Source organism: Xenorhabdus sp. PB61.4 (assembly GCF_963894935.1).
Taxonomy (GTDB): Bacteria; Pseudomonadota; Gammaproteobacteria; order Enterobacterales; family Enterobacteriaceae; genus Xenorhabdus; species Xenorhabdus stockiae.
Window position 1 is genome coordinate 38,971 of record NZ_CAWQJR010000195.1, and the last position, 15,394, is coordinate 54,364.

The following is a 15,394-nucleotide window of genomic DNA, read 5'->3' on the forward strand; positions in this document are numbered from 1 at the left end:
CACTCGTATGTTTTAAAACACCATTAAATCATGGAGATAACTTGCATGTCCCGGATTCAGCTACCAAACCTGAGATTGTCTGTATTAAGTATTATTATTTTAACCGGGCTGTCTTCTGCTCACGCAGCCACCATTTCAGCTGACAAAAAAGATACAGCAGAAAAAAGTAAGCATAAAGACACGATAACGGTTTATGCCACAGGCAATCAGCGTGATAGTTTTGAAGCACCAATGATGGTAACAGTTGTTGAAGGGAACTCAGCCAGCAGCAAAGTTGCAGGTAATGCTAACGATTTACTGCGTAAAATCCCCGGGATTAATGCCGCTGATTACGGGCGCGCTAACGGGCAAGATATCAGCTTGCGTGGTTACTCCCAAAAAGGGGTTTTAATGCTGGTTGACGGTGTTCGTCAGGGAACGGATACCGGGCATATTAATGGTGTTTTTCTCGATCCGGCGCTGATTAAACAGGTCGAAATCGTTCGTGGCCCATCAGCCCTACTCTACGGCAGTGGTGCATTAGGTGGTGTGATTGCCTATCAGACAGTTGATGCAGCAGATCTCTTACAGGATGGGCAAAATAGCGGTTTTCGTGTTTTCAGCCGTGCGGGAACAGGAGATCACAGCTGGGGGCTTGGAGCTGCTGCCTTTGGTAAAACTGAGAATCTTGATGGCCTGTTGACTTTCAATACCCGCGATGTTGGCAATATTCGCTATGGCGGTGGTGTAAAAGGTCGAAACGATGAAAACATCGGCAATGTGATGGCGAAAGGCACATGGAAAATTGATGATATCCAGTCAATTGGTGGTGAATTGCGTTATTACCACAACAAAGCTCATGAGCCGAAAGATCCACAGGATATTAATGACCATAGCAGAAACGTCTTGGCTGATCGCACAACAGCACAGCGTGATATGCAGCTGACTTATAAACTGAATCCGTCGAGCTATAACTGGCTGGATCTGAGAAATGATATTTATTATTCCGATATCGCCATCAATACCAAAACGAAAGAAAAAGGCTTTGAAGGCCGCAGACAAGAAACTTTCGGTATAAAACTGGAAAACCGTTCTCATTTGAGTGCAATGCCTTTTGCAGCACACCAATTTACTTATGGCACTGAAGTTTATAAACAAAAACAAAAACCAAGCCGTGATAATCTCAATGGATTTCCAAAAGCAGACATCCGTTTCGCATCTGGCTGGGTACAAGATGAAATAACTATTCGTGATCTGCCTGTTTCAGTTGTCGTTGGTACGCGCTATGACAATTACAAGGCTTCAAGCGATAACAAAAATAATAAGTATAAAGATATTAGTGCCGACAAATGGTCATCAAAAGGCGCCATCAGCATCACTCCGACAGACTGGTCGATGCTATTTGCTTCCTATTCTCAGGCATTCCGTTCTCCGACCATGGGAGAAATGTATAACGACGCTGAGCATTTCCCAGGAAACAAGTGGAGGCCTAACCCTAACCTGCGCCCTGAAAGCAATGAAACTCAGGAATATGGTTTTGGGTTACGTTTCGATGATTTGCTAACTTCCAATGATGGACTACAGTTTAAAGCCAGTTATTTTGATACCAAAGCAAAAGATTATATTTCTACCACTGTCACTCCTGATTGGAGGTTTACAGAGTCAATCAATATTCCTAACGCCAAAATCTGGGGTTGGGATGTTTCAATGAATTATGGCACTGACTGGTTTTCATGGGATCTGGCTTATAACCGCACCACAGGTAAAGATGGACAAACTGGCAAATCTATTGATGAGCTAAGCCCGGATACCGTAACCAGCACATTAGATATCCCTCTTTCTGATACCGGCGTATCTATTGGCTGGGTGGGCAAATTCACTAGCCAAACTAATTTTAAAGATAAAAATGGGAAGAAAAATGCTTCCCAACAATCAGGCTACGGCGTCAATGATTTCTATATCAGCTACCACGGCGAAAACCAGCTAAAAGGTGTCACAACTTCTGTCGTGCTCGGCAACGCTTTCGATAAGCAATATTACTCAACATTGGGTGTTCCACAGAGTGGCCGTAATGCCAAACTGCTCATCAGCTACCAATGGTAAATAATAAAAGTACTATTTTTAAACTATACCCCATTTTTTTAAGGAGCTAGCAACTGTGAATCAGTCACTTTATGAACGTTACCAACAGGCAAAAGCAGATAATAAAGCCAAATATGCACGCGATCTGGCGGCTTATCTTAATGTCAGCGAAGGAGAATTACTGCACAGTCGTGTCGGTATCGACGCGAAACGTCTGAACGTTGATGCTCCTACTCTGCTGCAAGAACTGGCAACTGTTGGTGAAACCAAAGCCATTACCCGTAATGACTTCGCAGTTCATGAGCAGGTTGGTCGTTACGAAAATACCAAGTTCAGCGAACATGTTGGCTTAATCCTTAATCCACGTGAACTAGATTTGCGTGTATTTTTCGATCACTGGAGCAGTGTTTTCTATCTGGTAGAACCCGCGAAAAACGGTCTGCGTCACAGCGTTCAGTTCTTTGATCGTCAGGGTGATGCGTTGCACAAAGTGTACACCACCGCTAATACAGATATGGCTGCATGGGAAGCACTGATTGAAAAATACCAGACAGAAGAAAACCCTGCTCTGGAAGTTCAACCAGCAAAAGTCCCTGAACATGCAGAAATGACTGAACAGCTGAAAGTGCAGTTGGATGAAGAATGGCGCGCAATGACTGATGTTCACCAGTTCTTCATTATGATGAGCCGCCATAATCTGAACCGTCAGCAAATCTTCAATGCTGTCAAAGATGATCTGGCTTATCGTGTAGATAACTCCGCTCTGACTCAGATCCTTGAAGTTGCACACAAAGATCAAAATGAAATTATGATCTTCGTCGGCAACCGCGGTTGTATCCAGATTTTTACTGGTAAACTGGAGCGCTTGATGCCTTATCAGGAAGAAAACTCTTCCCAGAAGTGGGCTAACATTTTTAATCGCAATTTCACATTGCATCTGATTGAAAGTGCTATCGCTGAAAGCTGGATCACACGTAAACCAACAACAGATGGTTTCGTCACCAGCCTTGAGTTGTTTGATGCTGAAGGTAACCAAATCGCCCAATTGTATGGTCAGCGTACTGAAGGTACTCCTGAGCAGGCACAATGGCGCGATCAGGTTGCCGCTCTGCCTAAACTGCAACCAGAAAAGGAAAATTGTGTAGCATGAAAAAGTGGCTTCTAACATTTATGCTTACCATCTCTGCCAGTGCGTTCTCTGCTGAACGTATTGTCACAATCGGTGGTGATGTGTCTGAAATTGTTTTTGCACTGGGTGAAGGGCAGCATGTCGTCGCCAGAGACAGTACCAGTAAAAATCCTCAGGAAATACTTTCAATTCCTGATGTGGGATATATGCGCATGCTGAGCTCAGAAGGCGTTCTGTCTATGCGTCCATCACTGGTGATCGCAAGCGAACTGGCTCAGCCTTCTCTGGCACTCAAGCAAATCGAAGATTCCGGTGTAAAAGTCATTAAAGTGACAAGCAAAGCCTCGTTAGAAGCCGTTCCTGAAAAAATTAAGACCGTCGCTAAGGCGGTCAAACAGGAAAAACGTGGTGAAGAGCTAATCACTCAATATCAGCAGCAGCTGGCTACAATCACCACGTCAGAGATCCCAACAAAAGTCATGTTTGTCATGAGTCACGGCGGGATCATGCCAATGGCTGCCGGTCAGAAAACAGCGGCAGACCAGATTATTCACGCCATTGGTGCTCAAAATGCCATGCAGGGATTCAATGGATACCGTCCTCTGTCTCAGGAAGGTGTTATTGCCAGCCAACCTGACTTGCTGCTAATCAGCACCGATGGGCTGAAGACTTTGGGTGGAATGGATAAACTGTGGCAACTTCCGGGGCTGAGTTTCACGCCCGCTGGCAAGAAAAAACAGGTCGTCGTAGTGGATGAAATGGGCCTGCTTGGATTCGGTATCGAGACCCCCGCTGTCATGAAAAAAGTCCGTGAGGCTGCGGAGAAAGTGCAATGAGTCGTTCTCAATCCCCCAGTCTTGGCTTGATGTTACTGACTGTATTGCTATTTATTCTGGCAATCAGCTCAGCCAACATGGGGGCATTGCCTCTTTCTTTTAAAACGCTGTGGGAGTCCTCTTTGGAGGATCCACACTGGCAGATTTGGTTAAACATTCGCCTTCCGCGCATTTTGCTGGCTATTCTGGTTGGAAGTGCACTGGCTATGTCTGGTGCTGTCATGCAAGGGCTATTCCGCAACCCTCTTGCTGATTCCGGGCTATTAGGGATCAGCAGTGGCGCAGCACTAACGGTGGCACTGACTATTGTTGTGCCTCTTTCCTTACCTGCGGGTATTGCATTATACGCCCATATTATTGCTGCTTTTATCGGCAGTTTACTGGTTTCATTCCTGATATTTTCGCTCAATAAATATAACCACGGCAATATGTCAAAATTGCTGCTTGCCGGTATTGCCATCAATACCCTGTGCGCATCGTTTATCGGTGTATTGAGCTATATCAGTGATGACCAGCAATTACGGCAATTCACCATTTGGATGATGGGTTCATTAAACCAGATTGAATGGCCAACACTGATTATTGCCGCTTCTATTATTATTCCGGTTTGCCTGCTGACGCTCAGTCAGTCACGAAAACTGAATCTCCTTCAGTTAGGAGACGAAGAAGCACACTATTTAGGCATTAATGTTCAGCGGACTAAGTTTCAGTTACTACTACTGAGTGCCCTACTGATTGGTTGCGCTGTGGCATTGAGCGGGGTTATCGGTTTTATCGGCCTTGTCATTCCCCATCTTGTCAGGTTGCGCTTTGGTGGCGATCACTCATGGTTACTGCCAATTTCCGCATTAGGTGGAGCATGCCTGTTATTAACTGCGGATACATTAGCCAGAACGCTGGTTGCTCCCGCTGAAATGCCGGTCGGCCTTATCACGGGTTTAATCGGTGCGCCTTACTTTTTATGGTTGATTCTTAGACCATCAGGAGGCCGCTTGTAATGGAGCCAATAATGCAAAAAAGTTTGCTCGAAGCTAAAAACCTGAACTATTTCATCGGGCAACGTCAAATTATCAAGGATGTGTCCCTTTCTCTTAATCAGGGGGAAGTTGTTGCAATTATTGGGCCTAACGGCGCAGGTAAATCCACTTTGTTACGGCTGTTAACAGGTTATGTTTTGCCAGCCAGTGGTGAGTGCTTGTTACAGGGCACTTCCCTTGCTGACTGGGAGCCGCAAAAACTCGCTCGTATTCGCGCAGTCATGCGGCAATATAGCTCGCTTTCCTTTCCTTTTAGTGTTGAAGAAATCATTGCGATGGGGCGCGTTCCTCATGAAAGCACCCATAAGAAAACGGCTATCAATGAAGCAATTGCATTGACCGAATGTGAAGAGCTGAAACATCGTAATTACCAACAACTATCCGGAGGAGAACAGCAACGGGTTCAATTGGCCAGAACACTGGCTCAGCTCTGGCACCCGGAGCCTACAGGATCTTGCCTGTTTTTGGATGAGCCAACATCAGCACTGGATCTTTACCACCAGCAGCACACATTACGGCTTGTACATAACCTTACCCGGCAGCGTCCTCTGGCTGTCTGTTGTGTATTGCATGATCTGAATCTGGCGGCACTCTACGCAGATAAAATTCTCCTGTTACATAAAGGAGAATTAGTCGCCTCAGGTACACCGCAAGAGGTTCTGCGTGATGATATTCTCAAACAATGGTATCGGGCTGATTTAGGCGTTATGCAACATCCTGAAACTCACCAGCCACAGATTTATCTTCGTCAGTAGTCGATTTCCTTTCCTAGAGGCAACTTTTGCAAATATCAGCAAAAATTGCCTCAATAATCACATCAGAGTTGCAATCTCAGAGAAGAATTACTCCATATCCATCAGCCGTTGCTGACGTGCCGATGGCAGATACCAGAATGTCGCTATCAGGCATAAAGCATAGCCCAACATTTCACAGCCTTCTTCCACCATATTTTTAACTGTTCGATTAAAATGCTCATCCATCAGCTCCTGCCAGAGTGCCCCCATACCAAACAAGCGAGAAAATACTAATACGCATAGCAGCCCGCAAATCATCATTGAATAACTTTGATGACGGGTGAAATGCACAAGCCCAACAAGCGTTTTAGAACCCTGCATGACCGCGTAACTGATGCAGAGCAAAGCCAGAGGAATAGCAAACCACGCCCATGCTCCGTGGAAAATAACATCAAAATATACATCCAGCTCTCTGATTAACAGGCAACTAAAAAAGCCAGCAATCAAAATAAGCGATGCCCGTAATTTCGAATTTCTCTTTGCTTCATAACACAGCAAAGCTGCAATTATAATGAGAGAAAGCTCCTGAAAAATTTCTGTAAGTGACTCTTCCTGTACATTGTTATTTAAATAATTAACATCTAAAAATAACAAGCCAGTTGTTCCCGCTATCACCAATGCATATAAAATAAAAAACATCAATTTTTTGGCCAAAAAGATAAACATGCTAAATACCCACCAAGAAAAACAACAAATTCAAAACCACACAAAAATCACATACCCTTATATACAATGGATTTCAAGATGCATCGTGACGGCAAAGGAGTGGCAGGAACCAACCTCTCAGTAATCCCCAGTAGCATAATAGATAACCTATGCCTATAAAAACGGTGGCTGGGGTGAACGAGCACAGCCAACAAAGAGGCAACCTGAAAAACGAAGTATATACAACAAAAAAGCACCCAGTAATGAGTGCAGAAGCTGATTTTATCTGGTTTGGAAATATATTTTATACTTTCCATGCCCTTAAATTCCTTTCAGACAGTATCAGATAAAGTATTCGTCTCTATTTTGTCCAATATGAAAAATAGTGTTATGTGAAAACTGAAGAAAAAAGTATCCGGTGGTATAACCAGCGATTAAATATAATCAATCCTTATTAATTTAAGATCGCACATTTTGCGTATACGCTATAAAATATATTATTAAAATGAGCCATTCCAATAATATTAATTATCATTTGTATATCACTCTTTTTTAGCACAAGCCCACATTAGTGGGAGGTATATATGTTAGAAAGTGTTATCAACGATATTGTTAAATGGTTAGAAAACCAGCTTCAACTGACTGAAGGTATTAAAATAGATGCCATTGCCCATAAAAGTGGTTATTCAAAATGGCATTTACAACGCATTTTTAAGGAATTGAAAGGCTGTACATTGGGTCAGTATGTACGTCGGCGCCGCCTTCATGAAGCCGCCAAGTCGTTACACGAGGATGACTTGCCGATTCTGGATATTGCCCTGCAATATGGTTTCAGTTCGCAGGCTACATTTACACGGATCTTTAAAAAGCATTTTAATACCACACCGGCTAAATTCCGAGAAAATGGCAAATTACCTGAGTTAAAGACATTTTTATTTTGCGAAGAGTAACTCACAGTAATTATCATTCTTTATGGTCAACTTCCCTGTTGTTGACCTTCTTTTAGGTCTAACCTTTGTCAATTATTTTCTATTTCAGTTCATTTACCAACCAATATGAAAATTGCTGCAACTCTGCATTCAATAAGGAATATTGTTCTCTGATAGCCTGAATTATCTGCTCAACAGCTTCTGGCTGATATAGCACACCTGTCAGTTTTTCTGCCAGTACTTCAAATGGTGCGGGTTCGAGACTGTCAGTGAAAATTTGGCAACGACTGATAATTCCATGCTCAATATCAACATGTAACTCAATACCTCCCCAAGAAAACCGGGTATCCAGTGTATGACTGAATGCGGGGGCCTGCCCGAAGTTCCATTCCCAGCTACTTTGCTTCTTAAAAACATCAACAAAGCCGGGTAAATCTGGTAGCGCTTGCGGTGAAATAATTTCCGGCTCTACCACTTCACCAAAATACTCAAAAAACGCATCGGTGATCCCTGCACATATTTTTTCATGTGTGATGTCTGGCAACAAATCTGACAGGTTTGCCACTCTGGAACGAACAGAAGTAATGCCTTTAGCCTGTAATTTTTTAGGATCAGGGTTGAGATAATCAGCAAGGCGGTTCAAATCGGCATTAATTAGCAATGTACCATGATGAAATCCGCGATCTTTAGTTTCTCGATATGCAGAGCCTGAAATTTTACGCTCTCCTTCCGGAGATGATAAAACCAGATCATTACGACCAGAAACCATTGCATGAATACCAGATTTTTTTAGTCCATCCAGAATAATCTGAGTAGAAACCTCTTTGTTATAGGCTGGCTTACCGGCCATAAAGGTAAAACAGGTATTCCCCAAATCATGAAAAACGGCACCACCGCCACTACTGCGCCGGGCTAGCTTTACACCATCCTGCTCCATGCGCCGCGTATTACATTCCTTCCACGGATTTTGCGCACGCCCTATGACAACTGTATTGGCATTGCGCCATAGGAACAAAACACTCTGCTCTGGTGACATTTGCCGAAAAATACATTCTTCAACAGCGAGATTAAACCAGGGATCATAAGAATCAGACAGCAGCAATCGTAATCTAGACATTACTTGTCTCCAGACAAAGAAAAACAATGCCTTAGAATATCATAACGCTCAGATTAAATTGGTGATTCAGGTCGTGGTCATATTCTGCGGGCTTGCCAAAAAACTCGCTGCCAATAAACATTATCAAGAGAGGAACGCATAACACCATTGCTGGTAGAGGCATGAATAAATTCATTATTGATATCATAAATCCCAACATGTAATCCGTTAGCACCACTGCCGGTTTTGAAAAATACCAGATCACCCGGCATCAAATCCTTTTTGCTGATCCGGGTTCCCAGTTGAGTTTGCTGATTTGTTGTCCGTGGAAGGAGGATATTAAAGCGATCATGAAATGTACGATAAACAAAACCTGAGCAATCCACACCCCGCCGATCCATACCTCCATAGCGGTAAGGTGTTCCCTGCCATTGTTCAAGTTGCTCTTTTAATTTTGCGATAACCATAATTGGATCAGACAGAGCTGCTCGCACTGGTGTTAGCTTCGATTGCGGAATATGGTTAGAACAACCAATAAGTAACAGGCTCAGTAGCAAACATAAATACCTGATTTTTAGTGACATCAATCAGCCCTCCTGCTTTCTGGCCTGCTAATAAACCAAACACCGAATAGAATTAACAAGATGCCTATCGTCTTTAATGGTGAGGTATTTTCATTAAACCAAGGTAATAATACTGCCATTAAATAAACAAAAATGTAACTCAGGCTTAATAGTGGATACGCTTTATTCAATGGCAGATATTTCAAAGTAAAAAACCAGCAGAACATAGATAATGCGTAACTGGTAAGCCCTGCCATCACCACCAGCAAAGGATTAAAATTCAGCCACAACCAGTCTATACTGAACCAATGTAGCAATAAGGATAGTTCAGGTAACCGAGCCATTCCCCACTTCAAAAATAGCTGCGCGACTGTGACCAGCAAAACATTCGCTACTCCCCAAAAATACCCCTTCATTGATTCAGGCTCATTAACAGGATCCCCGACATAATGGCTAAAACACCAATCCAGTGTTTTAACCCCACTTTCTCCTTATACAAAAATTGCCCGATCAATGTTATTACCACAAAATTAATGCTCAGCATCGGATAGGCGATGCTGAGTGGTAAAAATTGCAGTAATCGCAGCCAGAATACCATTCCGGCCCCTAAAAGAAGCATAGCAGCCACTAGCCATACCACCACGAATGATGTTTTATAGGGAGTCTTTTTTCCCCAGCAGATAACCGCTTGTTTCTGACAAATCTGTCCTGCACAGGTTAATAAACTAACAAGTATCAATAATCCTGCACTGCTGTTCATCATGGTTGCTTCTTATAAATGACAAGAACAAAACGGGATTTTCGCTGTACAAGATCCGGTTTGGGTAACTCAGGCAGTTTCCCTTTTGACGATAATAAAAAAACAACGGCAACCTGACCCTCTTTCCGTGCGCTGGTTAGCCAAGCGGGAAATTGCTCTAGTGTTATATATCGATTTTGGCTATCCGGATATTCCAGCCCATACGCCAGTTCACCCTTATTTTGAAATAAATAGATATCATTGCGTTTTAATTCCCACGCCAGTGCTGCCCCTACCCCAACGGATGCCGATAAGATATATTTACTTTCTGCTAATTCTTTTTCGTTTTGTCGGATGAAATCCTGTGGAAGTTTAGAATTAATCGTTTTATCAGGCAGTGCACTGCCTATTGATAGGCTAAGCATAATTGAACAGGCGGCGGCCCATTGCCAGTGCTTACCGTTATGTCTGAAACAGAAATATCCCACGATACCCCAGACAGCAAATGTCAAAATCCCTAATACCCATTTATGTAATTCATTAGACTGATAAAGAGGATTTTTGGAGAATATCTCCAAAAATACCAGTGCCAGTATTGCAATCAGGCCAATGAAAACATTGACTAACCCATTAAACTTCAATGCCTTTATTTTGCCATTTCTCATACTATCAACGGCGTATTTTGCCATCATCAAAGCTAAAGGCCCCATACACGGCAAGATATAGGTCAGTAATTTCCCTCTCGATATACTGAAAAATATCAAAGGAATACAGAACCAGCATAAGAGAAAAAACATTTCAGGATGATTTTTCTTCGCTTTCCAGCCAGTAAATAATGCACCGGGTAATAATCCTAACCACGGAATGACACCCAAAATCACTATCGGCAGATAAAACCAAAATGGTGATGCATGTTGTGCATTCTCGGAAGCAAAACGCTGGATATGTTCTATCCAGAAAAAATAATGCCAATAATCAGGCTCCCGAACAGCAACCGCAATTACCCACGGCAGACTAATCAAAACAGCGCCGATAATGGCAATCGGACCAAAACGGAGCATCTCCAGAAAGCGTTTCTGGTATATCGTGACAGGTATCATCGAGATCACAGGCAGAACCAGTGCCAGAAAGCCTTTTGTCATAAAAGCCATGCCACAGGTTATACCCAGCACAAACCAGGCAAAAACCCGCTCTCGGGTACTGCTGGCTTTCAGTGCCCAATAGCAGCTGACAATTCCAGCCGTGACCCACAATGAAAACATGGGATCGAGAACACTATAAGTCCCGACAGAAAAAACAATAAACATGGAGATGTAAATCAGGCAGGAGATAAATGCTATCTGACGACACTGCCACATCATCATGGCTAATCGATAAAGAAGAAATGCGCTGAGCATAATGCTGAATACTGAGCCAAAACGCACTGCGAAATTGCTATCGCCGAAAATCCACTGACTGATGCTATTTATCCAATATCCGGCCACTGGTTTTTCAAAATAACGGATATCAAGAAAATAAGGCACGATCCAATCGCCACGCTGTAACATATCCCGGCTGATTTCAGCATATCGAGTTTCATCTGGTTGCCATAAAAGACGTCCATTCAAAGGGATCAAGTAAGTAAAGATAAAAAAAAGAGCCATTAAAACGGCTCCAGCTCTACTCATTCGAACATTCGACATATTTTTTTATACCTCTTGTTGACAACCTAACCAGCCTTCACGACCAGGAAAATCGGAACGAACAATTCTCCCAACTGGCAATGTTTCCGGGTTTTCAGGTAGTAAATGACCTAATTTACAAAACTGAATATCTTGCTGGTGCAGCATATCCAATAGTGCCTCAAACTGTGATGATTTAGACATTCCTTCAACTTCTGCGTGAATGGTATAAACAGGAACACCGAGGGCATTTTGAATGGCATCCAGAATAAAATGGTTAAAATTGATGTCACTGACCTGCGTACCGATAACTTCATCATAAGTTGGCAATGTCACCGGAATTTGAACCGTTCCTAGACTTCCATCAGGCAAAAGTGGCCTGAATGGATGTGTTCCACGGCAATCACTGTTGTAATCAAAACCAAATTGCTGTTTAGCCACCAGCACCCGCTCATCTGCGCGCCAGCCAGCAACCGCCGAGCATGATACAGCCTGCCCTGTCTCCTTTTTTAACGCATCAACACCAAGCCGTATCTGTTCTGCTAATTCTGGTCCTGACCAACGACCTACTTTCGCCTGCCAGCTTTGATGATCCCAGGCATGCAAACCCACTTCATGACCTTCTTCTATCGTCTGTTTCATCAAATAACCTAAATCTTTTGCAATTTTCTTTCCCGGCCAAGCAGTACCGGCTAACAGAATATCCGGGCCGTACAGAGAAACAGCGTTTGATCTCAACATCTTCCACAAAAATTTAGGTTTCAGCAGCCGCCACAAATGACGCCCCATATTATCCGGGCCGACACTGAAAAAAAAACTGGCCTGAATATAATGACGCTGTAAAATTTTAAGCAAACGCGGTACACCTTCCTTGGTGCCCTGATAAGTGTCTACGTCAATTCTTAAGCCCACTTTTTGCATCATATTTACCCTGTATGTTGCTTTTTCCTTTTCAATTCCTGCACGGCATCACGCAAGAAGAAATCCAGTGTCTCATCGATCGTCTGTTCCATACCGATAGTGGGTTTCCACCCCAGCAGGCGTTCCGCATTTTTAATACTGGGCTTACGATGCTCAACATCCTGATAACCCTGACCGTAATAACTGCTGCTTTCGATCTTTTTAAAACCGGCGAAAGGAGGAAAATTCCCGCGTAATTCGTGTTTTTCAAAACTATTTAGCAATATTTCAGCTAATTGACGAATACTGGCTTCATTCGTCGGGTTACCGATATTGATAATCCGCCCATCACATAAGCCATTTTTGTTTTCAATAATTCTGAACAGCGCTTCAATCCCATCATGAATATCAGTAAAACAGCGTTTTTGCTCTCCGCCATCAACTAATTTTATCGGGGAGCCTTCGACCAGATTTAAGATTAACTGAGTAATTGCTCTGGAACTGCCAATACGCGCTGAGTTTAAATTATCCAACCGTGGTCCCATCCAGTTAAATGGTCGGAACAGGGTAAATTTCAAACCTTCTTTTTCGCCGTATGCCCAGATAACACGATCAAGTAATTGTTTGGATACGGAATAGATCCAGCGCTGTTTATTAATTGGCCCCACGATAAGGCGCGACGTGTCTTCATCGAATTCCTTATCATCACACATACCGTAAACTTCGGAAGTGGACGGGAAAATAATCCGCTTGTTGTATTTCACACAATAACGAACAATTTTCAGGTTTTCTTCAAAATCCAACTCAAATACACGCAGTGGATTACGGGTATATTCGATAGGCGTAGCGATGGCGACTAACGGCAGAATGACATCACATTTCTTGATGTGATATTCGATCCACTCAGTGTGAATGCTGACGTCACCTTCGATAAAGTGAAAATGAGGGTTACCAATAAAGCGCTCAATCGCGGAAGAGCCAATATCCATACCGTAAACATCATAACTACCATCATTCAGCAGACGTTCTGTTAAATGATTACCGATAAATCCATTTACTCCCAGAATCAAAACTCGCTTGCGGCGGGGGATCTGTGCGGTGGCTTTCTGCCCAACCTGAATACCGGTAACTATACCCATCTCCTGAGAAAGCCGGCTACCCTGAACGTAAATGCCTGATTCACTCTGCCCACTAACAATTTCCAGAGCGCCAGTTCCACACGCTATAACCAGCGGGTCGGTGGAGAGCACTGTTCCGGCCTGTTTATCGTGTGTTGTATTCAGTGGAGCTGAGCGCCAGATCGTGATTTTTCGCTCACCGAGAAAAGTAAATGCACCGGGATAAGGTTCTGTCACTGCCCGGACAAGATTATTGATCTCTTCAGCCGATTTATGCCAGAAAATTTCACCATCTTCAGCGGTTCTGCGGCCAAAATAAGTGGCCTGACTTTCATCCTGTGGGATTGAAAGGTAATTATCTGCTTTAAAGCGAGGCAGAATATCATTCAGTAATTCAGTTGCTGCTTCACGGATTTTCCCATGTACGATTAATGAAGTATCAGTTTTCTCAATCTGTACTGCCTGTTGTGCAACAACATCTCCGGCATCGGCCTTCGCTGACATTTTATGTAATGTCACACCTGTTTCTGTCTCGCCATTTAAGATAGCCCAGTTAACCGGAGCACGACCACGATATTTTGGTAGCAAAGAGCCATGCAGATTAAACGCGCCTTTTTTTGCCAGTGATAAAATATCCTGGCTGAGCATATCGCGATAATAAAATGAAAAGATAATATCCGGCTGCATTTCGCGAATATGTTCAACCCAGAGTGGGTGATTCACATTTTCCGGCGCAAATACGGATAAACCTAAATCCGCACCTGCACGAGCCACAGAAGAGAAAAAATTATTTTCATTTGGATCATCAACATGTGTAAATATAGCCCGGATATCGAAACCTGCTTTCACTAATGCATTAAGTCCGGCATAACCAATATCATGGTAGGCAAAAATCACTGCTTTCATTCTTTTTCTTCCTGATTATCGTTGGTCTTTTTATCCCCGACCACTTTTTGAATAAAGTAACGTGGGCGGGCACGAACATCGTTATATATGCGACCGATATATTCTCCGAGTAACCCCATTGCGACGAATTGAGCGCCAATAAACATAAAAAGAATGGCAAATAGGGTAAAGACGCCTTCAGCAGCCCATATAGCACCAAAAATCAGGCGCAAAGCGATCAGTAATACAGCCAACAGAAAACCCGTCACGGCAATAATACTTCCCACTACACTCAATAACCGTAACGGCGCGGTCGTCAGGCAGGTCAGCAGGTCATACATCAGATTTATCAACTTCATAAAACTGTATTTGGAATCACCGAATTCGCGTTCTGCATGGGTTACATCAATTTCAGTTGTTCGGCGAGCGAATGTATTGGCAAGAATAGGAATAAATGTACTGCGTTCATGGCATTGCAACATCGCTCGCACAATATGGCGGCGATATGCACGCAACATACAGCCGTAGTCGCCCATAGAGCGCCCCGTCACTTTCGTTATCATTGCGTTGATCATTTTAGAGGCCGTTTTACGGAACCATGAATCCTGTCGGTTGGCACGGCGTGTACCGACAACATCATATCCTTCTTCAGCAACCTTCACTAAACGGGGGATCTCTTCTGGTGGGTTCTGCAAATCTGCATCAAGTGTGATAACAAGATCACCGCTTGCTTGATGGAACCCCGCCATAATTGCAGAATGCTGCCCATAATTACGGTTCAGCAAAATTGCAATGACATAACTTTCGGGATCTTCAGCTGCCCGGGTTAAAATCTCCGCAGAGCTGTCACGGCTGCCATCATCCACCAGAATTAATTCATATTCCTGATTGAGTTGCTGGCAGGCAGAGATAGTTCTTTTTAATAATTGAGGTAAGCTTTCTTCTTCGTTATAAACAGGAATAACCACCGAAACTTTTCTAATTTCTTCAAATCCCACTGT

At 43.3% G+C, this 15,394-nt stretch carries 15 protein-coding genes; 6 read left to right on the top strand and 9 right to left on the bottom strand.

The window, feature by feature from the left end:
* Positions 1-45: 45 nt before the first annotated feature.
* From AACX68_RS16775 to AACX68_RS16795, 5 genes are read left to right on the top strand one after another with little or no spacing between them, the layout of a single operon-like run.
* Positions 46-2,082 (top strand): TonB-dependent hemoglobin/transferrin/lactoferrin family receptor, encoded by a 2,037-nt coding sequence (locus AACX68_RS16775; RefSeq protein ID WP_228858135.1) that lies wholly within the window; start codon positions 46-48, stop codon positions 2,080-2,082.
* Between the two features lie 55 nt (positions 2,083-2,137).
* The gene (locus AACX68_RS16780) at positions 2,138-3,211 is read left to right on the top strand and encodes a hemin-degrading factor (protein ID WP_228858136.1); all 1,074 of its coding nucleotides are present in this window, start codon (positions 2,138-2,140) and stop codon (positions 3,209-3,211) included.
* Positions 3,208-4,026: a heme/hemin ABC transporter substrate-binding protein gene (locus tag AACX68_RS16785; RefSeq protein ID WP_228858137.1), complete on the top strand. Its 819-nt coding sequence runs from the start codon at positions 3,208-3,210 to the stop codon at positions 4,024-4,026. The genes AACX68_RS16780 and AACX68_RS16785 overlap by 4 nt, the downstream gene beginning before the upstream one ends.
* On the top strand, positions 4,023-5,024 hold the full coding sequence (locus AACX68_RS16790) for a FecCD family ABC transporter permease (protein WP_228858138.1): 1,002 nt from the start codon (positions 4,023-4,025) through the stop codon (positions 5,022-5,024). Before AACX68_RS16785 ends, AACX68_RS16790 begins: the two co-directional genes overlap by 4 nt.
* An 8-nt stretch (positions 5,025-5,032) precedes the next feature.
* Entirely contained in the window at positions 5,033-5,818 is a 786-nt protein-coding gene (locus AACX68_RS16795) for a heme ABC transporter ATP-binding protein (protein ID WP_370630272.1), read from the top strand.
* A gap of 87 nt (positions 5,819-5,905) precedes the next feature.
* Here AACX68_RS16795 and AACX68_RS16800 read toward each other — a convergent pair whose 3' ends face one another.
* On the bottom strand, positions 5,906-6,523 hold the full coding sequence (locus AACX68_RS16800; RefSeq protein ID WP_228858140.1) for a hypothetical protein: 618 nt from the start codon (positions 6,521-6,523) through the stop codon (positions 5,906-5,908).
* Between the two features lie 563 nt (positions 6,524-7,086).
* Here AACX68_RS16800 and AACX68_RS16805 point away from each other — a divergent pair.
* The gene (locus tag AACX68_RS16805; protein ID WP_099108175.1) at positions 7,087-7,452 is read left to right on the top strand and encodes a helix-turn-helix domain-containing protein; all 366 of its coding nucleotides are present in this window, start codon (positions 7,087-7,089) and stop codon (positions 7,450-7,452) included.
* A 79-nt stretch (positions 7,453-7,531) separates the two neighbouring features.
* Here AACX68_RS16805 and AACX68_RS16810 read toward each other — a convergent pair whose 3' ends face one another.
* The 8 genes from AACX68_RS16810 to arnC all read right to left on the bottom strand — a co-directional run bounded on the left by AACX68_RS16810 (position 7,532) and on the right by arnC (position 15,391).
* Positions 7,532-8,548, bottom strand: a complete 1,017-nt coding sequence (locus AACX68_RS16810) for a lipoate--protein ligase A (RefSeq protein ID WP_228858141.1) — start codon at positions 8,546-8,548, stop codon at positions 7,532-7,534.
* Between the two features lie 77 nt (positions 8,549-8,625).
* Positions 8,626-9,111, bottom strand: a complete 486-nt coding sequence (locus AACX68_RS16815; protein ID WP_228858142.1) for a C40 family peptidase — start codon at positions 9,109-9,111, stop codon at positions 8,626-8,628.
* Positions 9,111-9,506, bottom strand: a complete 396-nt coding sequence (arnF, locus tag AACX68_RS16820; protein ID WP_228858143.1) for a 4-amino-4-deoxy-L-arabinose-phosphoundecaprenol flippase subunit ArnF — start codon at positions 9,504-9,506, stop codon at positions 9,111-9,113. The genes AACX68_RS16815 and arnF overlap by 1 nt, the downstream gene beginning before the upstream one ends.
* Positions 9,503-9,850, bottom strand: a complete 348-nt coding sequence (arnE, locus tag AACX68_RS16825) for a 4-amino-4-deoxy-L-arabinose-phosphoundecaprenol flippase subunit ArnE (RefSeq protein ID WP_228858160.1) — start codon at positions 9,848-9,850, stop codon at positions 9,503-9,505. Before arnE ends, arnF begins: the two co-directional genes overlap by 4 nt.
* The gene (gene arnT, locus AACX68_RS16830; protein ID WP_228858144.1) at positions 9,850-11,511 is read right to left on the bottom strand and encodes a lipid IV(A) 4-amino-4-deoxy-L-arabinosyltransferase; all 1,662 of its coding nucleotides are present in this window, start codon (positions 11,509-11,511) and stop codon (positions 9,850-9,852) included. The genes arnE and arnT overlap by 1 nt, the downstream gene beginning before the upstream one ends.
* Positions 11,512-11,517: 6 nt before the next feature.
* Positions 11,518-12,411, bottom strand: coding sequence for a 4-deoxy-4-formamido-L-arabinose-phosphoundecaprenol deformylase (gene arnD / locus AACX68_RS16835; RefSeq protein ID WP_228858161.1), 894 nt, complete (start codon positions 12,409-12,411; stop codon positions 11,518-11,520).
* Between the two features lie 5 nt (positions 12,412-12,416).
* Positions 12,417-14,414 (bottom strand): bifunctional UDP-4-amino-4-deoxy-L-arabinose formyltransferase/UDP-glucuronic acid oxidase ArnA, encoded by a 1,998-nt coding sequence (gene arnA, locus AACX68_RS16840; RefSeq protein WP_228858145.1) that lies wholly within the window; start codon positions 14,412-14,414, stop codon positions 12,417-12,419.
* Complete coding sequence (arnC, locus tag AACX68_RS16845; protein ID WP_228858146.1) at positions 14,411-15,391, bottom strand: undecaprenyl-phosphate 4-deoxy-4-formamido-L-arabinose transferase; 981 nt, start codon at positions 15,389-15,391, stop codon at positions 14,411-14,413. The genes arnA and arnC overlap by 4 nt, the downstream gene beginning before the upstream one ends.
* Between the last annotated feature and the right edge of the window lie 3 nt (positions 15,392-15,394).

Bases quoted from the DNA above. Each gene is read 5' to 3' on its own strand.
- AACX68_RS16775 (WP_228858135.1), top strand. From the start codon at position 46: ATGTCCCGGATTCAGCTACCAAACCTGAGATTGTCTGTATTAAGTATT.
- AACX68_RS16785 (WP_228858137.1), top strand. From the start codon at position 3,208: ATGAAAAAGTGGCTTCTAACATTTATGCTTACCATCTCTGCCAGTGCG.
- AACX68_RS16790 (WP_228858138.1), top strand. From the start codon at position 4,023: ATGAGTCGTTCTCAATCCCCCAGTCTTGGCTTGATGTTACTGACTGTA.
- AACX68_RS16800 (WP_228858140.1), bottom strand. From the start codon at position 6,523: ATGTTTATCTTTTTGGCCAAAAAATTGATGTTTTTTATTTTATATGCA.
- AACX68_RS16805 (WP_099108175.1), top strand. From the start codon at position 7,087: ATGTTAGAAAGTGTTATCAACGATATTGTTAAATGGTTAGAAAACCAG.
- AACX68_RS16810 (WP_228858141.1), bottom strand. From the start codon at position 8,548: ATGTCTAGATTACGATTGCTGCTGTCTGATTCTTATGATCCCTGGTTT.
- AACX68_RS16815 (WP_228858142.1), bottom strand. From the start codon at position 9,111: ATGTCACTAAAAATCAGGTATTTATGTTTGCTACTGAGCCTGTTACTT.
- arnF (WP_228858143.1), bottom strand. From the start codon at position 9,506: ATGAAGGGGTATTTTTGGGGAGTAGCGAATGTTTTGCTGGTCACAGTC.
- arnE (WP_228858160.1), bottom strand. From the start codon at position 9,850: ATGAACAGCAGTGCAGGATTATTGATACTTGTTAGTTTATTAACCTGT.
- arnT (WP_228858144.1), bottom strand. From the start codon at position 11,511: ATGTCGAATGTTCGAATGAGTAGAGCTGGAGCCGTTTTAATGGCTCTT.
- arnD (WP_228858161.1), bottom strand. From the start codon at position 12,411: ATGCAAAAAGTGGGCTTAAGAATTGACGTAGACACTTATCAGGGCACC.
- arnA (WP_228858145.1), bottom strand. From the start codon at position 14,414: ATGAAAGCAGTGATTTTTGCCTACCATGATATTGGTTATGCCGGACTT.